Raw genomic sequence first — 19798 nt, 5'->3', positions numbered from 1 at the left:
AAGCCCGCAGGACACAACGTCGACCTACCGGCGCCTCGCCCAGTCCCGCCCTCCGCACAGCCGAACGGAGAACAGATCTGCGGGCGCGGTGAGTGCGCCCGGAGTTCCGGCGGGCCCGGGTCGGGCAACCCGCCTTCGGCTGGTCAGGTGGCCCGGATGGATCCGCGGCGGGGTGGTGCTGTGACCTGGAATGTTCGCCGTGTTGCCTGATCATGCGGCGAGCACGGGTCGCTCGCCTCAGCGGACGGACGCCCGCGCCCTCGCCTCCGCGGTGCCGGCCCGGGCCGTCAACGACGGGTTGGTCGTCCCGGGGCCGATTCCGAGACCCCTATAGCGCTCCCTCGGGAAACTCCGGCGCCTGGTCGCCACCGGCGAGTACCGACCGTCGGAGGCCGGGACATCCCGACGGCCCGGCGGGAAGCGGGAAGGGACTTTGGATGTCACGGGTTGCGAACGTGGTCGTCACTGCCTGGGCATGTGGGCGGCGGTCACATGAGAGAAGGAGCGCTTTCATCTCGGCGTTGTTTCGGCGTGGTGGAGTGGACGCGCGGGGAATGCGTTCCTGCGTGCGCCGACGACGATCGCGAGAGTCGGTAGCAAGAGTGCGATGGCGGCCCAGGTGAGGTAGTGCGCTCCGGGTCCGCCGAGCAGGAGTGCACCGAGGATGCCGCTGCCGGCAATGCCGATGTTCCAGCCGGTCACGAGCAGGGATTGGGCCACGTCCCCGGCCGCATCGGCTGCTTCGGCGACAGCCGTCTGGAGCAGGGTCGCCGTGCCGCCGAACGCGAGCCCCCACACGGCGGTGCCGACGAAGACCGGTACGGGGGAGCCGGTGAAGACTCCCAGGAGCAGAGCCGCCGTGGCGAAGAGGGCGCAACTGGTGATCATGAGGATGCGCAGGTGCCGGTCGATGAGTACGCCGGTGATCCAGATACTCGCCAACGACAGCACTCCGAAGGTGAGGAGGACGGCGTCGACCCGGTCGGCCATGCCGAGCGAGTCGAGGAAGGGCGCGATGTAGGTGTAGAGGGTGTTGTGCGCGAGTACGAAGGTCACTGTCACGAGGAGTATGGGGGCGACACCGGGGATGCGCAGGGTTCGGGCGAGGGGGAGCCGGGATCCCTTGGGTCGTCCCGGGAAGTTGGGAACGGCAGCGATGATCCAGACGATCAGTGCCAGAGTGGCTGCGGTCGTGAGTCCGAAGGCGAAACGCCAGCCGACGACTTTCGCGAGGAATGCGGCGGCGGGTACGCCGACCGAGAGGGCGACGGGAGTGCCTGCCATCGCGATTGCCATGGCCCTGCCGCGGTGTTGCGGGGCGACCATGCGACGGGCGTACCCGGCGAGCAGGGCCCAGAGCAGTCCCGCGACGACGCCTCCGATGAACCGGGACGCAAGCGTGAGGGGGAAGTTGTGCGAGAGGGCCGTGATCGTGTTGGTCACGGCGAGTCCCGACACCGCGGACAGCAGCAGGTGTCGGCGTGGCCATCCGATGGTCGCTCGCGTCAGGGGGAGGGCCGACAGCAGCGCCCCCAGGGCGAAGGCCGTGACCGTCTGACCGGCTGCCGACTCGCTCACTCCCAGGTCGTGGCTCATCGCGGGCAGTACTCCGGCGGGCATCGTCTCGGTCAGGAGGGTGATCAGTCCCGCGGTGCCCAGTGCCAACAGTCCCGCGAGGGGAAACCGTGTGACAGGGGCGGCCATCGAGGTGGTGCGATCCGTTCTTGGCATGGCCATACGATCAATGGATGACATCAATGTCAGGGTCAAGTCGAAGACTTGCGCCGTTCGAGGGGGAGGTTCGCACGTGAGGATCGGTGAGCTGGCGAAGCGCACGGACACGCCGGTGCGTATGTTGCGCTACTACGAGGCGCGGAATCTGATCGTGTCGGAGCGTCTGCACAACGGATACCGGGATTACGACGACTACGTGGTCGATCGGGTCCGCCAGATCAGGGGTTTGCTCGATGTCGGCCTGCCGACGAGGATCATCAGGCAGATCCTGCCGTGCCTGGACAGCCCGATGACGATTCACATGCCCTATCTGACGCCGGACATGGTTGCCACCCTCGAGCAGGTACGCGATCGCATGGCCGAGAAGATCGAGTGCCTCACGAAGAACCACACGGCCATCGGCGACTATCTGCGCGCAGCCGGTCTCGATGCCGAAGCAAGCTGACGGCAGGCCTCGGACAACAGGCTGGGCACGACGAAATCTCCGTCGTCCGACCGGAAGGGGTGCCATGCCGTACGTCGAGGCTCCGGTTCGTCGCGAACAGCGGGTCGCGGCCGCACGCAACGCGCCGGCCCGTGGCGGAGTGGTGCGGACGGCCCTGCGTGCCGTCGCCGCCCGACGATCTTTCCGTCGTAGACGGTCAGTGTCTCGCCCTCGTCGAAGCCGGGGAACGACCCCTGTGGCGCAGCTCGTCGATCATTGCGAGCACCACGTCCTGCGTGGGTCCGACCCACTGCCCGCCCATGTCCACCGGGCCCGCTACTCGGCAGGTCGAAGTGCTCCCGCTCGCGCGTTGCGAGGGCCGGGGATTCCCGGCTGTGCGCCGCACTCCCGGGGCGGGCAGGCGTCGCCTTGGGCAGCCGGAGCGCGGCATTCGTGTGGGTGCGGGCCTTGTCGGTGATGGAAATCGGGTCGGATCGGCATCACGTCGATGTCTCGCGTTTGGCGTGGTTGGCTGGACGCGCGCCGTGCCGCGGCGTGGCGCCGGCCGCATGGTGAGGCGTGGTCGGCGGCGGCGCGGACGGCGCCCGGGGCGGGCGGGGACCGAAGGGCCCTGTCCCGGGAGGGGTCAGAAGCGCTTGACGAAACTCATCGAGCGGTCGGTGACGGTGAAGCCGAAGCTCCGGTAGAGGCCGAGGGCGCCGGTGGGGCTGTCGGCGTCGACTTCGAGTACGGCGTGGCGCAGGCCGTCGGCTCGCATCGCCCGCAGGACGTGGGCGAGCAGGGTGCGGGCAAGTCCTTGTCCTCGTGCCTCCCGTCGTGTGCCGACGGTGGTGACGTAGCCGAACGGGCCGCCGCGCAGCGGCCATTCGTCGCGCTCCACGTCGACGAAGACGAAGCCGAGGACGTGTTCGTCGTCGTGCGTGTGCGGGGCGACGGCAAGGAGGGACAGGTCCGGGCGCGATGCCGCCAGTCGGTCGGCGGAGGCCCAGTCGGCGGCGGTGATCGGTTGGCTGCCCCAGTGGTCGCGGAAGGCATCGTTCCTGGCGGACCTGGCCCTTTCCTGCCACTGCGGCCCGTAGGGCACGAGCCGCACTCCCGGGGTGGTCGGTGGCTCGGCGACCGGGGTGTCGAGGTCGAGTTCCAGTTCCAGCCACCATCGGGCCCGTTCGTAACCGTGGTCCTCGAGGAGTCGGATCGCGGGGATGGCGTGTTCGTGGGCGCTCGAGGCGAGCCAGCCGGGCAGAGCGGCGTCGCTGGCCGCGAGATGCTGGAGCCCGCGGGCCTCCTGCCACGCCAGCAGCGCGCTGCCGATGCCTTCACGGCGGCGGTCCGGGGCGACGGTGCCGTCGAGTTCGACGCTGACGATCGTCTCCTGACTCTCCGGGGCGGCTGCCGAACCGTAGGCGACGGCCCGCCCTGCGGAGTCGACGGCGACGACCGCGTCGCGTTCGAGGTCGAAGGTCTCGCTCGCGAATTCCTCCTCGAGCTCGTCTCTCGTCTCCAGGTAGCGGGGGTGGTCGATCGTTCCGGCGGCGCGCTTGAGGTCGAGTATCAGGTCGATGTCGGCGGCCGTTGCAGGTCGCCAGGTGAGGCCGTCGCCTGCCTTGGGCAGGTCGACGGTCGGCGGAGCGGTCACCCGGTCGCGCAATGCTCGGAGTTGGGGGCTGTGATCTGCTGTCCCGGTCACGGGGTCCTACCTTTCAAGGGTGATCGTTCCGGTCGTTCGTGGCGATCCCGGCCCAATGGCCTGGCCGACCAAGGGTGTATGCACCGAAACCAGGAGGAGACCTCAGTGCGGCGATCTTCCCGAAACCCGCCTCCCCCTCTGATCGATCGGGTGTGTCGATTCCGGGTGCCGTCGTGCACGTGGCTCCGTCCGGAGTAGCCGCGGCAGCGGGCAACGGCGCAGAAAGCGGTATCGGGTTCTCCTGCCTTGGCGTGACGTGGCCGAGAAACGCGCTTCCTCATCCCTCGCCGCGTGCGGTCCTCGAAAGACCCTCACGTTCGATGTGACGTCTCGAACTCTCCATCGGCGCACGGCGATCGGTAGTGACCGAGAGGGACGCACGTGCGACCGGCCTCCGCTCGTGCCGAGGGGGATGTGCCGGCCCGCGCCGCGCGCGGTCTGTCCGCGGCGGGGCGGGCCGGCACGGCCGGGTCAGTGCATCGCGGGCGCGACCGGGCCTCGGGAGGGATCGCGTCGGCCGAGGCCCGCGGCGGAGAGGGCGGCTCCGGCCAGGCACGCGACCGCGGCGATGATCGCCGCGGTGTGTACGCCGTTCATGAACGCCTGGCCGCTGCCCTCGATGATCTGGGCACGCAACTGGGCGGGCATGTCGGGGGAGACGGGTGCGACGCCCATCGCCACCGCGTCCTCGGCGGCGCGCGTGCCCTCGGCGGTCGGCGCCGGGACCCCGGCGGAGACGAATTCGTCGACCATCGTCGAGCCGGCGCGACTGCCGATGACGGACATCAGCACGGACGTGCCCAGGGCGCCGCCGATCTGCAGGGCGGTGGCCTGCAGGCCACCGGCCACGCCGCCGTCCTGGACGGGTGCGTTGCCCACGATCGCGTCCGAGGACGCCGCCATGACCATGCCGGTACCGAGGCCGAGCGCGACGAACGGCGGCCACATCACCGTGTACGAGGAGTCGATGTCCCACGCGAGCATGCCCAGTGCGGCCGCGGCCTGGAGGAGCATGCCGATCGGCATGCTCACCCGCGCGCCGAGGCGTTCGGTGATCGCCGCGCCGAGCGGGGCGGACACGACCGAGGCGAGACTGAGCGGCAGGGTCCGCACGCCGGCTTCCACCGGAGTGAAGCCGCGCACGTTCTGCAGATACAGCATGACGAAGAAGATCACGCCGAGCAGGACGAAGAAGTTCACGGCGGTGACGATCGTGCCGACGGTCAGTGCCCGGCTGCGGAACAGTCGCATCGGCAGCAGTGGGTGCGCGATGCGCGTCTCGTACCAGCCGAACACGATCAACACGGTGATCCCCGCCGCGATCACGCCGATGGTGGAGGTCTCGCCCCAGCCCCATGCCTCGCCCTTGACGACGCCGAAGACGAGCAGCAGCAGTCCGAGCGCGAGGATCAGTACGCCGGGGATGTCGAACCGGTGGTGCCCGGTGGAGTTCTTGCTCTGCGGCAGCACCGCGAGGCTGAAGGCGAGGGCGATCACGCCGATCGGGGCGTTGATGTAGAACACCGACTCCCAGTTGACGTGTTCGACGAGCAGTCCGCCCACGATCGGGCCGATCGCCGTGGACACGGACGAGACCATCGCCCAGACGCCCACCGCCATTCCGAACTTCTTCGGGGGGAAGACCGCGCGCAACAGGCCTAGCGTGTTGGGCATCAGCAGGGCGCCGAAGAACCCCTGCACCGCGCGGAAGGCGATCACGCCTTCGATCGAGCCGGCCAGTCCGATGGCCACCGATGCGAGGGTGAAGCCGGTCACGCCGATCAGGTAGAACGTCCGGCGGCCGAAGCGGTCGCCGAGCTTGCCGCCGAGGATCAGTGCGGCGGCCAGGGCCAGCAGGTAGGAGTTGGTGACCCATTGCAGGTCGGCGGTCGAGGCGTGCAGATCGCGGCCGATCTCCGGGTTGGCGATCGCCACGACCGAGCTGTCCAGGCCGACCATGAACAGGCCGAAGGCCACGGCTATCAATGTCAGCCACGGGTTGGCGCGCGGGCCGCCTGTGGTCGGCGCCGGGCTGGGGGAGGGCGCGACGGAGCGCCCCACGTCGGTTGAAGACATGCGAAGGGGAGACTTCCTGATCGGGTGGGACGTGTGCGCCGATCAGGCCAAGCACACGTCGGAAGATCACATCGGGAAAAGGGGGGTGCGTCGGCGTGCGCGATGACACGCGGTGCGCCGTGGCACGGAACAGCGGTCCTGCGGCCGGGGGACCGACGACCCCGGAGACTCCGGACGTCGGCTCGAGACGGCCGTGGTTCAGGTGGTGCCGGGCTGGACCTGTCGGGTGAGTTCGGCCAGCGCGCCGACCGCGGATCCCAGGGCGGCGACCTCGCCGTCGGTCATCGTGCGCAGCGCGCCCACGACGTAGTCGATCACGAGTGCGTCCACGTCCGCGGAACGACGACGGGCCTGCGCCGTCAGGCGCAGGCGCACCACACGCTTGTCGCCGGGATCGACGTGCCGCTCCATCATGCCCTCGTCGACGAGTTTCGTGACGAGGGCGCTCACGTTGTTGGCCTTCATCAGCAGGGCCTCGGCCGCCTCACGGACCGTGATGCCCTCGCGTTCGCCGACCACCCGCAGCAGTGCCAGGTGCGCCTCCGGCGGCTTGGGCCGGCCGAGATCCGCCACCAGCCTTCGCTCCACGGTCCGATGCAGCACCGGCAGGATCGCAGCCAGGCCGGCTGCGATGCGCCGACGCTCCTCGGTCGCGGGATCCGTCGAAGACACACCGTGACCCTAGGTCACCGAAATGGCTATGTCAACGTAGGTATTTCTGTATAGCCATGTGCTCGGCCGGCCGAACGATCCCGGTTGACCGCACTCGCCGGTGGATGCCTAGAATATTGATTCTAGAGTCTCCGTTCTAGGGCTGTGCCGAGATGGAGTCAGGACATGGACATGGATATGACGGACCGAGCGGCGGCGAAGGCCGGACTCGGGTCAGGCGCGGAACCGGCTCCGTCGGTGTTGTGGAAGGCGTTTCGGGTACTGGGGGTGTTCAGTCACAGCCGCCGCGTACTGACGCTCGCGCAGATCGTGCGCCGCAGCGGGCTGCCCAAGTCCACCGCGCACCGCGTGCTGACGATGCTCCTCGAGGTCGGCGCGGTCGAACAGCACAGCGACGGATACCGGATGGGGCTGCGGATGTTCTCGTTCGGCACCCTCCCGCCCGAGGTCGCGCTGCGGGACGCGGCCCTGGTGCACCTGGAGGAACTCCACCGTGTCACCGGACAGACGTTGCACCTTGCGATCCTGCGCGACGGCGACGCCGTCTACCTGGAGAAACTCCGCAGCCGCCGACACGACCGATCCCCTGCCCTGGTCGGCGGCCGACTCCCGGCCCACTGCACCGCGATCGGCAAGGCCATGCTCGCCTACTCGACCGAACACTCCGTCGCCGAGGTACTGGCCGCGCCGCTGGAACGCCGCACCACCCACTCGCTGACCTCGCCCGCGCTCATCCGCCGACACCTGACCGCGATCCGGACCGACGGATACGCCGTCGATCGCGAGGAGGCCGTCGAGGGAATGGCCTGCGTCGCGGTCCCGGTGCTGTCCGGCGGCCGGCCCTTGGCGGCGGTGTCGGTCGGCTTCGCGGCGGCGGCCGGCAGCGGCGCCGTACTGGTGGACCCGCTACGCCGCACGGCCGCGGCGATCTCCCGCTCGCTGCTGACCGGCTCGGCCGGCCGGCTGATCGCGACCGGTGGGTAGGGTGGCGGCCATGGACAGGACCAGCGCGAACCGGGACCGGATCCTGGACGCGGCCGAGCGTCTGTTCAGCACCCGAGGCTACGCGGACGTCACCGTCAGCCAGGTCTGCCAGGCATCCGGCTTCCCGGTGGGCTCGATCTACCACCACTTCACCAACAAGTACGGCCTGCTCGCCGCAGTGTTCGAACGCTCCTCCGGGCTGTTCTTCGCATCGCTGCCGGCCGTGGACGACCTGCCCGGCGACCCGCTCGACCGACTCGGCGCCTTCTACGACGCGGCCGCGCACGTGATCGGCGACCGGGTGCTGTTCATGCGGCTGATGTTCCTGCTGCAACTCCAAGAGGACAAGGACGGGACCATCGCGCCGCTGGTCCGCGAGGCCCGCCGCCGGGTCCGGACCGAGCTGATCGCGGTGATCGAGCCGGTCGCGCGCAGCTGCGGCGTCCCCGAACCGGAGGAACTCGCCCTGGAACTGGCGGAGTTGACCATGTCGTTCACCGCCGGCCTGGTGGTCTTCACCGACGCCGAGGCGGTCGGAATCCCCGCCGGTATCCGCCGGCTGCGCCAACTGGTCCTGGCCACCATCAGGGAGGCCGCAGGCCGGGAGGGCACCGCCCGGGAGAACGACACCCGAGAAGGCGCCGCGGCAGGATCACCAACCCCGCACCGACGCTAGCCCCGCCTCGGCGGCCCGCCGCGGGGAAGGCCGAAGCGGGCCAGGAACACCACGGTCAGCGCCACGACCACGCCCGATCCGGACAGTACGACGATCGCCCCCTCGCGCGGCGGCCCACCGTTCGCGGTGAACGCGGCCAGGACCGCCGCAACGAAACTGCTCGCGGTCGCGCCGCCGATCCAACGGGTCAACGCGTTCGCGCTGTTGGCCATGCCGATCCGGGAAGCGGGCACGAACTCGGCCAACAGCGACGGGATCGCGGCGTACCCCAGACTCACCATCACCCCGATCGCAAAACTCGCCACCACCACCTGATACGGCCGATCGTGCGCCACGGTCAGCACACCGAACCCGCCCACTCCCGCGAGTCCGGCCCCAACGAGGGTGAAGCGGGCGCCGAAACGCACGACCGACCGGCCGCCGAGCGGCGCGGCGATCATCGACGCGATCGTCATCGGCAACAGATACACCACCGAGGCGGTCAGCGCCGACGCGCCGAAGCCGTACCCCGCGGCTTCGGGACGTCCACGCACCAGTTGGGTCAGCGCCAGCACCGCCAGGTACATCACCGCCCCGACCAGCGCCGACAACACGTTCGCCACCACGATCGGCCGACGCCGCAACAGGTCGATCGCCAACAGCGGATCGCGGCGACCGCGCTCGACCCGAACGAAGATCCCCAGGACGACCGCCGCCGCGACCGACATGGCGAGAACGGCCGGAGACGTCCATCCCCAACTGCCGCCCTGCGACAGCGGCAACATCACCAGGACCAATCCCGTCCCCAACACGGCGGCACCCGCGACATCCACCCGCCCGCCCGCCTCGACCCCCGATCCGCGCGGCACGAACAGGACGACCAGGAGCACCGAGCACACCGCCACCGCGGCGCAGCCCCAGAACAACACCCGGTACCCCGGATACGCCCGATTCAACAGGCCGGCGGCCACCGGGCCCAATCCCCCGCCCACCGCCAGGGTCCCCGACACCAACGCCACCGCCGAGGCGAGCCGGTCGCCACCCATCTCGCGATACAACACCGTGACCGCCAGCGGGAACACCGCCCCCGCAGTGCCCTGGAGAGCACGCCCGAGCAGGAACAGCGGAAACGAGGGGGCGAGCGCGGACAGAACGGTGCCCACGGCGAGCACCGACAGGCAACACACCAGTACGCCTCGGCCGGCTCGCAGGTCGGCGATCCGCCCGAACACCGGGACGGTGACCGCCGAGGTGAGCAGCCCCGCCGTCACCGCCCAGTTCGCGGCACCGGGCGAGACACTCAGCTCCCGGGCGATGTCCGGAAGCACGGGAACCACGACAGCCGGTACCGCGCCCGCCACCACCCCGGCGAAGCACAACGCGAACAGCAGCGGGCCGGAACGGGCGGACGGCGGATCCTGAAGGCTTGGCATGGCCGCACCGTGCCATCGGCCGGCGCGCCGACGGGCGATCCGTTCCGCCCGCCGGGACGACCCAACGCCGACCCCACCGGCCGTACAGCCGCGCCGCCCCGGTGTCCCGGCCACCGGAACGATCCTGCCCGGGCGCGCGCCGCGCGACCGAGACTCGCAGGCGTGGATGCGATCGCCACCACACCCCGCCCGCCACGGCGCGACCGAGCGGCCCATCGCCGACCTCCCGGCGCAGGCATGCAAGACCGGACGTCGTCCCGCGCGAGGGCATCCACGCGACATCCAGGCGACCCACCCGACAGGAGCCCAACACATGAGCAACACGATCGTCACGTCCGATGTGACGGTGGGAGAGCACACCCTCCGGGTCAACCGCGCCGGCCAGGGCAGCGCCGAGACGATCCTCTTCCTGCACGGCTCGGGTCCAGGCGCCACCGGCATGTCGAACTTCGCCGGCACCATCGAGGCCCTGTCCGACACCTACGACTGCCTGGTCGTGGACCAGGTCGGGTGGGGCGACTCCAGCCACCCCGAGAACACCCCGCCCGGCTCCCGCCTGCGGCAGAACGTCGCGGCCTGCCTCGGCCTGCTCGACGAACTGGGCCTGGAGCGGGTCCACCTCGTCGGCAACTCGCTGGGCGGCGCACTCGCGCTGCACCTGTTGGTCCGCGCTCCCGAACGGTTCGGCAAGGCGGTGCTGATGGGCGCCGCCGGCGCGGGCAACGCGACCACACCGCAGCCGGCCATCATGCGGCTGATCACCTTCTACGACGACCCCACCGCGCGGTCGATGGCCGAGTTGATCTCGTTCATGCTGTACGACCCCAAGCTGTTCGGCGACCGGCTCGACGCCATCGCCGAGGAGCGCCTGGCGGTGGCGATCCGCCCCGAGGTGGAACGTTCGCACCGGCAGACCTTCGCCATGGCACCGGGCGCCGGTCCCGGGCTGCCCGAGATCGCACTGAAGCGGATCCCCAACGACGTGCTGCTGGTGCACGGTCGCGAGGACGTGATGGTCCCGCCGGAGGGCAGCGAGTGGTTCGCCCGCCGGATCCCCAACGCCCGCCTGTACCTGGTCCCGCACTGCGGCCACTGGGCGCAGATCGAACAGGCCGACCGGTTCCAGGCCGTCACCCGCGCGTTCCTCGCCGGCGCACTGTAAGCCCCGAGCGGCGCCGGTGCGCCGCTGACCCACCCGCAAGCGTCCCACCGCCCCCCTCCTCCGCACCGCCATCCCCCGAACAAGGGAGCAGGACCAGACCATGAGCATCGTGAGCGCCCTGGGCTACGTCGTCGTACGAGGCCCATTGGAGGAATGGCGACGGTTCGGCCCCGAGATCCTCGGATTGCAGCCCGCCCCCTCGGCCGACCCGGACACCCTCCTGTTCAAGACCGACAGCCGTTCCTGGCGGCTGGCGATCGAGGCGGGCGAGCCCGCCGGCCCGCAATCCCTGGTCGCCCTCGGCCTCGAGGTCAGGTCGGCCGAGCAACTCGAAGCCCTCGCCGACACGCTGCGCTCGCGGGGCATCGAGGTGCACGAGGACCCGGACCTGGCCGAACGCCGCCGGGTCCGCGCCCTGATCGCGTTCCGTGACGCGACCGGCAACACCGTCGAGGCGTACTGGGGCCCGACCGTCGACAAATCCGGCTTCGCCTCGCCGCGCGGCGTCACCTTCGTCGCCGGCGAGACGGCGGCCGGCGAGATCGGGATCGGCCACACCTTCCTGCTGGCCGACGACGTCGCGCAGGCCGCCGCCTTCTACACCGAGCACCTCGGCTTCAAGCTCTCCGACACGATCGCGTTCGGCCCGCAGTCCGCCCACTTCCTGCACTGCAACCCCCGGCACCACTCGATCGCCTTCGCCGCGCTCCCGGGCGCACCGGCCTCGGGCCTGGGCCACCTGATGCTCGAAGTCGACACCCTGGAAGCCGTCGGCCGTGCCCTGGACGCCGTCCAGGAACAGGAACTCCCCATCCCGCTGTCCATCGGCGAACACAGCAACGACCGGATGACCTCCTTCTACGTCCGCACCCCCTCCGGCTTCGACATCGAATACGGCTACAACGGCCGGGTCATCGACGACCGGGACTGGACCGTCAGCCACTACGAGTCGCCCAGCACCTGGGGCCACCGCTTCGCCACCCCGCCCGGCCCCGGAACCGACTGACCGAGAAAGGCCCGTCATGTTCGACGTCACCGAACTGGTCCAGCCCGACCATGGGCTGATCAACCCCAGCATCTACACCGACCCCGAGGTCTACCAGGCCGAACTGGAACGGGTCTTCGCCCGCAGTTGGCTCTTCCTCGCGCACGACACCCAACTTGCCAGGCCGGGCAGCTTCGTGCAGACCTACATGGCCGAGGACCCGGTCCTGGTGGTCCGCCAACGCGACGGCTCCGTCAAGGCCTTCCTCAACCAGTGTCGGCATCGGGGCATGCGCATCTGCCGCGCCGACGAGGGCGTCGCCCGCGCGTTCACCTGCACCTATCACGGCTGGGGCTACAACCTGGCCGGCGAACTGGTCAACGTGCCCATGCAGGACCGCGCCTACCACGACGAGATCGACAAGTCCAAGTGGGGCCCCACGCAGGTGCCGCGCCTGCACAACCACAAGGGCTTCATCTTCGGCACCTGGGACGAGAGCGCACCCTCCTTCGAGGACTATCTCGGCGACATGCTCTGGTACTTCGACGCCCTCGCCGACCGCTACGACGCGGGCCTGACCCTGGTACCCGGCGCCACCAAATGGGTCATCGACTGCAACTGGAAGTTCGCCGCCGAGCAGTTCGCCAGCGACATGTACCACGTGCCGTCCTCGCACGCCTCCGCCCTCGTAGCCCTGATCGAAGACCCCGCCGTGCTCGCCGAGTTCCAGCAACAGAGCGCCGCCGCACCCGGCCGACAGTACGCCGGCAACGGCCACGGCTCCGGCTTCGGACTGCGCCCCGACCTGGTACCCACCCAGGCCGGACCCGACTTCGACGCCTGGGTCGTGGCCAACCGCGAACAGATCTACCGCCGCATCGGCGAACAGCGCGCGCTCGCCGTCAACGGCCACAACACCGTCTTCCCCAACTTCTCCTGGCTGACCATCAACAACACCATGCGGGTCTGGCACCCGCGCGGACCCGGCCAGATCGAGGTCTGGTCCTGGACCTACCTGCCCAAGGACGCCGACGAGCGGGCCAAGCAGGCGGTCCGCACCAGCACCATCCGCACCTTCAGCGCCGCCGGCGTCTTCGAGACCGACGACGGCGAGAACTGGACCGAGATCCAGCAGGTCCTGCGCGGCCACCAGGCCCGCAAGACCACCTTCAACGCGCAGATGGGCCTGGGCCACGAACGCCACGGCACCGACGGTATGCCCGGCCGGGTCACCGACGACATGTACACCGAGATGGCCGCCCGCGGCATGTACCGGCGCTGGGCCGACCTGATGTCCGGCCTGAGCTGGCCGGAGATCACCGAGCGGGACAAGGCCCGACACCAGCGGGACCAGGAGGCGCACCTCGCATGAGCAACACCGCCACCCCACCACAACGACGCAGCGTCGACCTCGAGACCCGGTACGACATCGAGCGCTTCCTCTACCTGGAGGCCGAACTCCTTGACGACCAGCGGTTCGACGACTGGCTGGATCTCTTCGACGACGACATCCACTACTGGCTGCCGACCCGGACCACCCGAACCGTCCGCGAACGCGACCTGGAGGTCGCCGGTCCGGACGGCGCGGCCTTCTTCGACGACGACAAGGCATTCCTGACCGGCCGGGTACGCCGATTGGCCTCCGGCCGCTCGTGGTCGGAGGAACCCCCCTCCCGGACCCGCCGGCTGATCACCAACATCCGGCCCACCCTGCTGGACACCGGCGAGTTCGAGGTCCGGGCCAACTTCCACGTCCTGCGCAGCCGGGCCGAACGCCATCACGACACCTTCTTCGGCGAACGCACCGACCTGTTGCGCCGCGTCCCGCAGGAGCCGGGATTCCACATCGCCCGACGCCGGATCGTGCTGGACACCACCACGCTTCTGGCCCCGAGCATCAGCATCTTCCTGTGAGCGGACTCTTCCTATGAGCGAATACATCCGGGAGCCGTGGATCCGAGCCGGTCGGGTCGACGAGATCCCCGAGGACCAGGCCCTGCGGCTGGAGACCACCCCGCCGGTGTCGGTGTTCCGGTCCGGCGGCGAGTTCTTCTGTGTCGACGACACCTGCACCCACGAGGACTTCTCCCTCGCGGACGGCTGGGTGGAGGACGGCGCGGTGGAATGCCCGCTGCACCTGGCCAAGTTCTGCCTGCGCACCGGCGCGGCGCTCGCCGCACCGGCGTACCGGCCGCTGGCCACGCACGAGGTGCGGGTCGACGGGACGGAGGTGTATGTGCGCATCGCCCGGGGCGAGGACACCTTGAGCGAGCGCCGATGCCCGGGCACGATCGGCACCGATGCCGGCGGTTCGCACCCGGTCGGCGTGGACACGGGCGGTCGGGACGCGGAAGGGGCCGGCCATGGGGTGGCTTGAGGGTTCGTCCATCCTGGTCACCGGCGGCGGATCCGGCGTCGGCCGGGCCGTCGTCGAGCGCTTCGTCACCGAGGGCGCGCGCGTGGTCGTGCTGGATCGGTCCGCCGAGCGGTTGGCCGACCTCACCACCACATTGGGCGATTCGATCCGTACCGTGGTCGGCGACGTGACCCGCTACGAGTCTCACGAGCGCGCGTGCGCGTGCGCCGAGGAAGCATTCGGCGGCCTGGACACCCTCGTCGGCAACGCCGGACTGTGGGACTTCGCCCGATCGTTGACCGACACGCCCGCCGACGTCCTGGCCGCCGGCTTCGACGAGTTGTTCGCGGTCAACGTCAAGGGCTACCTGCTGGGCGCGAAGGCCGCGGTGCCCCTGCTGCGCCGCTCGCGCGGCAGTATCGTGTTCACCCTGTCCAACGCCTCGTTCTACCCCGGACCCGGGGGCGGGCCCGTGTACACCGCGGCCAAGCACGCGGGGCTGGGACTGGTGCGCCAGCTCGCCTACGAACTGGCTCCGGACATCCGGGTGAACGCGGTCGCCCCGGGCCCGATGGCGACCGGCCTCAGCGGTCCGAAGGCGATGGGACTGGCGGACACCACGATCGCCCGGGAGATTCCCATCGACCGCATCGTGACCGAACAGTCCGCGCTCGGCGTCGCGGTACGCGCCGAGGACGGCGTCGGACCGTACGTGTTGCTTGCCGCGCGGGAGTCGGCGACCACGACCGGAGCCGTGATCGACATCAGCACCACCGGCATCCCGCGCCGGCACAGGTAGCCCGGAGCGCAGGCCGGGCGAACCGCCGCGGATGAAGGAAACCGAACACGTCGACCAGCGTGCCGAACCGGCACGCTGGTCGACGCACGTGCGCGGTCGGTCGGCCCGGGGTCGGCCCTGCGCGGGCGGCGACGTGGGCGCCCGGGTTCCCCTGCGGGACGGAGCAGACCACGCCCGGGAATGGTGCTTCACGATCCGTGTGTCGTCGGATGCCGCAGCCTGTCGGCCACACCGGCTCGACTCGGGGCCCGCGCCGGCCACGCCGGGACGCCCGGTACGGCGCGCCACGGAGCGCGTGGCCACACCGATACGTCGCAGGCCGCGCAAGCGAAGGCCGCCCGCCCGCGATGGCAGTCGCGGGCGGGCGGCCTTCGGTGTGTGGGAGGACGCGTGGATCGATCGGGTCGGCACGGCCCTCGGTTGGGTGCCGGCGGCTACACGGTCGTGGCCGAGCGGGCGTCGACCAGGTCGAGGGCGACGTCGACGATCAGATCCTCCTGGCCGCCGACCAGGCCGCGCCGGCCTACTTCGACCAGCACGTCCCGGGTGTCCAGGCCGTAGCGGGCGGCGGCACGTTCGGCATGGTGCAGGAACGAGGAGTACACGCCCGCGTAGCCCAGGGTGAGGGTCTCCCGGTCCACCCGCACCGGTCGTTCCTGCAACGGGCGCACCAGATCGTCGGCCGCGTCCATCAGCGCGAACAGGTCGCAGCCGTGCGACCAGCCGTGCAGGTCGGCGACCGCCGCGAACGCCTCGATCGGGCAGTTGCCCGCGCCTGCTCCCTGTCCGGCGAGCGAGGCGTCCACCCGGGTGACTCCGGCCTCGACGGCCACGACCGAATTGGCCACCGCCAGGGCCAGGTTGTGGTGGGCGTGGATGCCGATCGCGGTCGTGTCGTGCAACACGTCGCGGTAGGCGCGGACCCGGTCCCGGACGCCGTCCATGGTGAGCCGCCCGCCGGAGTCCACGACGTACACGCAGTGCGCTCCGTAGGACTCCATCAGCTTGGCCTGACCGGCCAGCCGGTCCGGCTCGGCAAGGTGCGACATCATCAGGAACCCCGAGACGTCCATGCCCAGTTCGCGGGCGAGTGCGATGTGCTGGGCGGCGATGTCGGCCTCGGTGCAGTGGGTGGCCACGCGCACCGAGCGGATGCCCAGCGCGTGCGCGCGGCGCAGATCGTCGGCGGTGCCGATGCCGGGCAGGATGAGTGTGGCGGGCGTGGCCGAGCGGAGTTCGGCGACGGCCGCGGCGATCCACTCGTCGTCGGAGTGGGCGCCGAACCCGTAGGTGAAGCTGGATCCGGCCAGGCCGTCGCCGTGCGCGATCTCGACCGAGTCGACGCCGGCGGCGTCCAGCGCGCGGGCGATGGCACGGACGGTGTCCAGCCGGTAGCGGTGGCCGACGGCGTGCATGCCGTCCCGCAGGGTGACGTCCTGGATGTACAGGCGGGGGGTCATACGACAGGCCCTTCGAAGGCGAGGACGCCGACGCGTTCGGCGACCCGGAGCGCGGCGGAGGTCATGATGTCGAGGTTTCCGGCGTACGCCGGCAGGTAGTGGCCCGCACCCTCGACCTCGAGCAGGGCGGTGACCTTCCAGCGGGCCCGGTCCGCCTCGTCGGGCCGCAGCCGGCCCCGCAGGTCCGCGTCCACCGGGTCGATCTGCACGGGATGGCGCAACCGATAGCCGGGTACGTACGCGGCCACGTCGGCGACCATCCTGGTCACCGACTCGGCGATCTCGGCCGGATCGCCGTCCTCGGTCAGGCAGATCACCGTGTCCCGCATGATCAGCGGCGGCTCGGCGGGGTTCAGCACGATGATGGCCTTGCCGCGCCGGGCGCCGCCGACCCGTTCGATGGCCCGCGAGGTCGTCTCGGTGAACTCGTCGATGTTGGCGCGGGTGCCGGGGCCGGCCGATCGGGAGGAGATCGAGGCGACGATCTCGCCGTAGATCACCGGGGCCCGGCGGGCGACGGCGGCGACGATGGGCACGGTGGCCTGGCCACCGCAGGTCACCATGTTCACGTTCGGCGACGCGAGGTGTGCGTCCAGGTTGACTGCCGGGATCACGAACGGCCCGATCGCGGCGGGCGTCAGGTCGATCACGCGCTTGCCGTGCGCGCGCAGGAGCGCGTCGTGGTGGTGGTGCGCGCGGGCGGAGGTTGCGTCGAAGACCACCGCGATCTCGTCGAAGTCGGGCAGCGCCAGCAGCCCGTCGACGCCGTCGGGGGTGGTGGGCACGCCCAGTCGGCGGGCTCGGGCCAGGCCGTCGGAGTCGGGGTCGATGCCGACCATGGCGCCCATGGTCAGGACGGACGAGGTGCGCAGCACCTTGATCATCAGGTCGGTGCCGATGTTGCCCGATCCGATGATCGCCACCTTCACCGGCGGGGCAGAGGGCCCTTCCCCGGCCGTCGTCGTTGTCGCAGCTGCTGCCTTGCCGGAGTTCGTCACGAGGTCACTTCCCGGTCCGTATGCCGACCGACCCGAGGCCGGTGATGTGCGCGGTGAGGTGGTCGTCGGCGCCCAGGGCGGTCATCCGGCCCAGGGCGCCGGTGAGCACGATGTCGCCCGCGCTCAGCGGTGTGCCCAGCGCGCCGAGGGTGTCCGCCAGCCAGACGGCGGCGTTGAGCGGGTGGCCCAGGCAGTCGGTCCCGGTACCCCAGGAGACCGCCTCGCCGCCGCGGGTCAGCGTCATCACGCATCCGGCCAGATCCACCGCGGCGGGTGAGACCGGGACGGTGCCCAGGACGAACGCCGCGGAGGAGCCGTTGTCGGCGATCGTGTCCACCAGTGCGATGTCCCAGTCGGCGATGCGGCTGTCCACGATCTCCAGCGCGGGCAGCACGAACGCGGTGGCCCGCAGTACGTCGGCGATCGTGTGCCGGCCCAGGTCCAGATCGCGCTCCAGGACCAGGGCGACCTCGGCCTCGGCGCGCGGCCGGATCAGGCCGGTGAACGGCAGCTCGGCACCGTCGACGTAGGCCATGTCGGCGAAGAGGGTGCCGAAGTCGGGTTGGTCGACTCCGAGTTGCCGCTGTACGGCGGCGGAGGTCAGGCCGATCTTGTAGCCGACCGGGCGGCGGCCTTCGGCGATCCATCGTGCGACGTTGTGGCGTTGCACGGCGTAGCCGCCGGCGGCCGGATCGGTGTCCGGGAGTTCGGTGCGGATCGGCGGAATGGCCCTCCCGGCACGGTCGGCCTCGTACAGGAGGTCCGCGACGCGGGCGATCCGCGGGTCGCTGGGGTGCTCGGTCACGACGCCTCCTTGCCGCTCGCGCTGCCCGAGCGCGGCGATCGGGTCTCGGGGTGGGATCGCAGCCGAGCCGCCAACGGGCCCGGTGCCGCAGAGGGTCTGGCCAGGGCCCGCAGGTCGGTCGTGGGGGAGGCCAGCGCGGCCGCCTGCACCGGCACGCGGCGCTCGATGAGCGTGCGCGCTGCGCGCAGTTCACGCGCACGGTCCAGGCCGGCGGCGGCGACCGGGACGCCGTCGCGGGTCCAGAACCCGAGGAAACCGCCGTCCGCCGGCTCGCCCGTCTCGGCCGGGTCCACCGGGTCCACCGCGTTCGCGGCCTCGGTGCGCAGGACGAACTCGTCGCCGGGGGCCGGGCGTCCGTACATCTGCAGGGTCCGGCCGTACTGCTCGGAGTAGAAGTAGGGCAGTGCGGTGTGGCTCTCCAGGACACCCGCGAGCACGGCGCCGGCGACCGCGCCCTGCTGCACGGCGTTGTCCCAGTGTTCGATCCGACCCCGGGTGGGCAGGTGCGGATGCGGCTGATTGGTGGCGTCGCCGGCGGCGAGGATCCACGGCACGCTGGTGTGGCAGTGCCGATCGACGACGATGCCGTTGTCGCACAACACCCCGGCCGCCTCGGCGAGCGCGGTGTCGGGTCGTACCCCGACGCCGACCACCACGGTCGCGGCGGGCAACAACTGTCCGCCGGTGAGGTTAACCCCGGTGACATGGGTCTCGCCGGTGAACGCGGTCACCGACGCCCCGGTCCGCAGCCGCACCCCGGCCCGCTCGTGCAGCGCGCTCACCCGCGCGGCCAACACCGGGCCGAGCGGCCCCTCCAGCGGCCGGGCGCCCGTCTCGACCACGGTGACGTCCAGGCCGGCCTCGCGCGCGACCGCCGCGACCTCCAGACCGATGAAGCCGCCGCCCACCACGACCACCGGCCCGCCCGCGCGCAGGCGGGCGGCGAGCGCTCGGGCGTCGCGGACATCGCGCAGGGTCAGCACGCCGGGTAGTTCGGCGCCGGGCACCGGCAGGGTGCGCGGGAGCACGCCGGTGGCGAGCAGGACCCGATCGGCGTACAGCGTCTGCCCGTCGTCCAGCTCGACGGCCCGGCGTTCGGGGTGCAGAGCCAGGACGCGGGTGGCCGTCAGCAGGGTGATGCGGTGCTCGGAGTACGCCTGCCGAGGCAGGATCGCATGCAGGAAGGTGTGCTCGCCGCCGGCCAATGCCTTGGACAGCGGCGGTCGCTCGTAAGGGAGTTCGCCGCCTGCCTCGATGACGGTGACGCGTCCGGCGAAGCCGTGCCGGCGTAGCGCGAGAGCGGCGGAGATACCGGCCGCGCTCCCTCCGACGATGACATGGTGAAGCGTCTCGTCGCCCATGTGTGACTCCGTTCTCTCCGCACCCCACGGGACGGAGGCCGCAAGGCTACGAACGGACCGGCGCGCGCACCGTCGACCGTTCCGGCGACCGGGACACGGCCTCGGGCCGGCGCAGCGGCCCATCAACCGTTGCGATTCCCCGGCCGGCAGGCTCGGTGGCGACGACCGATCGCCGGGGACGACGAG

Annotated in this window: 18 protein-coding genes; 9 read left to right on the top strand and 9 right to left on the bottom strand. The window is 70.9% G+C overall.

What is annotated here, in order from left to right; translation table 11 throughout:
- Positions 1 to 510: 510 nt before the first annotated feature.
- Positions 511 to 1731, bottom strand: a complete 1221-nt coding sequence (locus tag ACIRL2_RS45555; protein WP_402240688.1) for an MFS transporter — start codon at positions 1729 to 1731, stop codon at positions 511 to 513.
- A 76-nt stretch (positions 1732 to 1807) separates the two neighbouring features.
- Between ACIRL2_RS45555 and ACIRL2_RS45550 the strand changes: the two genes are divergently transcribed.
- The gene (locus ACIRL2_RS45550; protein ID WP_402240685.1) at positions 1808 to 2179 is read left to right on the top strand and encodes a MerR family transcriptional regulator; all 372 of its coding nucleotides are present in this window, start codon (positions 1808 to 1810) and stop codon (positions 2177 to 2179) included.
- A gap of 625 nt (positions 2180 to 2804) precedes the next feature.
- On the opposite strand, the gene ACIRL2_RS45545 is transcribed toward ACIRL2_RS45550, so the two are convergent.
- From ACIRL2_RS45545 to ACIRL2_RS45535, 3 genes are all read right to left on the bottom strand, one after another.
- Positions 2805 to 3866, bottom strand: coding sequence for a GNAT family N-acetyltransferase (locus tag ACIRL2_RS45545; RefSeq protein WP_402240682.1), 1062 nt, complete (start codon positions 3864 to 3866; stop codon positions 2805 to 2807).
- A gap of 471 nt (positions 3867 to 4337) precedes the next feature.
- A complete protein-coding gene (locus tag ACIRL2_RS45540) occupies positions 4338 to 5942 on the bottom strand; it encodes an MFS transporter (protein WP_402240679.1) in 1605 nt (534 codons plus the stop codon).
- 198 nt (positions 5943 to 6140) lie between these two features.
- Positions 6141 to 6614: a MarR family winged helix-turn-helix transcriptional regulator gene (locus tag ACIRL2_RS45535; RefSeq protein ID WP_402240677.1), complete on the bottom strand. Its 474-nt coding sequence runs from the start codon at positions 6612 to 6614 to the stop codon at positions 6141 to 6143.
- 165 nt (positions 6615 to 6779) lie between these two features.
- Between ACIRL2_RS45535 and ACIRL2_RS45530 the strand changes: the two genes are divergently transcribed.
- Positions 6780 to 7598: an IclR family transcriptional regulator gene (locus tag ACIRL2_RS45530; protein ID WP_402240675.1), complete on the top strand. Its 819-nt coding sequence runs from the start codon at positions 6780 to 6782 to the stop codon at positions 7596 to 7598.
- 10 nt (positions 7599 to 7608) lie between these two features.
- Positions 7609 to 8274 (top strand): TetR/AcrR family transcriptional regulator, encoded by a 666-nt coding sequence (locus ACIRL2_RS45525; RefSeq protein ID WP_402240672.1) that lies wholly within the window; start codon positions 7609 to 7611, stop codon positions 8272 to 8274.
- On the opposite strand, the gene ACIRL2_RS45520 is transcribed toward ACIRL2_RS45525, so the two are convergent.
- Positions 8271 to 9686: an MFS transporter gene (locus ACIRL2_RS45520; protein ID WP_402240669.1), complete on the bottom strand. Its 1416-nt coding sequence runs from the start codon at positions 9684 to 9686 to the stop codon at positions 8271 to 8273. The genes ACIRL2_RS45525 and ACIRL2_RS45520 overlap by 4 nt on opposite strands.
- Positions 9687 to 9999: 313 nt before the next feature.
- Here ACIRL2_RS45520 and ACIRL2_RS45515 point away from each other — a divergent pair, with 313 nt between their 5' ends.
- The 6 genes from ACIRL2_RS45515 to hcaB all read left to right on the top strand — a co-directional run bounded on the left by ACIRL2_RS45515 (position 10000) and on the right by hcaB (position 14988).
- Positions 10000 to 10848, top strand: coding sequence for an alpha/beta fold hydrolase (locus ACIRL2_RS45515; RefSeq protein ID WP_402240666.1), 849 nt, complete (start codon positions 10000 to 10002; stop codon positions 10846 to 10848).
- A 100-nt stretch (positions 10849 to 10948) separates the two neighbouring features.
- Complete coding sequence (locus ACIRL2_RS45510) at positions 10949 to 11854, top strand: VOC family protein (RefSeq protein WP_402240664.1); 906 nt, start codon at positions 10949 to 10951, stop codon at positions 11852 to 11854.
- 16 nt (positions 11855 to 11870) lie between these two features.
- The gene (locus ACIRL2_RS45505; protein ID WP_402240662.1) at positions 11871 to 13205 is read left to right on the top strand and encodes an aromatic ring-hydroxylating dioxygenase subunit alpha; all 1335 of its coding nucleotides are present in this window, start codon (positions 11871 to 11873) and stop codon (positions 13203 to 13205) included.
- Complete coding sequence (locus ACIRL2_RS45500) at positions 13202 to 13747, top strand: aromatic-ring-hydroxylating dioxygenase subunit beta (protein ID WP_402240659.1); 546 nt, start codon at positions 13202 to 13204, stop codon at positions 13745 to 13747. The genes ACIRL2_RS45505 and ACIRL2_RS45500 overlap by 4 nt, the downstream gene beginning before the upstream one ends.
- Before the next feature lie 13 nt (positions 13748 to 13760).
- The gene (locus ACIRL2_RS45495; RefSeq protein ID WP_402240656.1) at positions 13761 to 14210 is read left to right on the top strand and encodes a bifunctional 3-phenylpropionate/cinnamic acid dioxygenase ferredoxin subunit; all 450 of its coding nucleotides are present in this window, start codon (positions 13761 to 13763) and stop codon (positions 14208 to 14210) included.
- Positions 14197 to 14988, top strand: coding sequence for a 3-(cis-5,6-dihydroxycyclohexa-1,3-dien-1-yl)propanoate dehydrogenase (gene hcaB, locus ACIRL2_RS45490; RefSeq protein ID WP_402240654.1), 792 nt, complete (start codon positions 14197 to 14199; stop codon positions 14986 to 14988). Before ACIRL2_RS45495 ends, hcaB begins: the two co-directional genes overlap by 14 nt.
- A gap of 434 nt (positions 14989 to 15422) precedes the next feature.
- On the opposite strand, the gene dmpG is transcribed toward hcaB, so the two are convergent.
- The 4 genes from dmpG to ACIRL2_RS45470 all read right to left on the bottom strand — a co-directional run bounded on the left by dmpG (position 15423) and on the right by ACIRL2_RS45470 (position 19612).
- Positions 15423 to 16448, bottom strand: a complete 1026-nt coding sequence (gene dmpG / locus ACIRL2_RS45485; protein ID WP_402240652.1) for a 4-hydroxy-2-oxovalerate aldolase — start codon at positions 16446 to 16448, stop codon at positions 15423 to 15425.
- A complete protein-coding gene (locus tag ACIRL2_RS45480) occupies positions 16445 to 17377 on the bottom strand; it encodes an acetaldehyde dehydrogenase (acetylating) (protein ID WP_402240649.1) in 933 nt (310 codons plus the stop codon). The genes dmpG and ACIRL2_RS45480 overlap by 4 nt, the downstream gene beginning before the upstream one ends.
- A 73-nt stretch (positions 17378 to 17450) precedes the next feature.
- A complete protein-coding gene (locus tag ACIRL2_RS45475; RefSeq protein ID WP_402240647.1) occupies positions 17451 to 18251 on the bottom strand; it encodes a 2-keto-4-pentenoate hydratase in 801 nt (266 codons plus the stop codon).
- Positions 18248 to 19612, bottom strand: a complete 1365-nt coding sequence (locus ACIRL2_RS45470; protein ID WP_402240644.1) for an NAD(P)/FAD-dependent oxidoreductase — start codon at positions 19610 to 19612, stop codon at positions 18248 to 18250. Before ACIRL2_RS45470 ends, ACIRL2_RS45475 begins: the two co-directional genes overlap by 4 nt.
- Positions 19613 to 19798: the final 186 nt, after the last annotated feature.

This window comes from Embleya sp. NPDC127516 (assembly GCF_044765325.1).
Lineage (GTDB): Bacteria > Actinomycetota > Actinomycetes > Streptomycetales > Streptomycetaceae > Embleya.
This window is presented reverse-complemented; position numbering and strand designations above follow the sequence as displayed.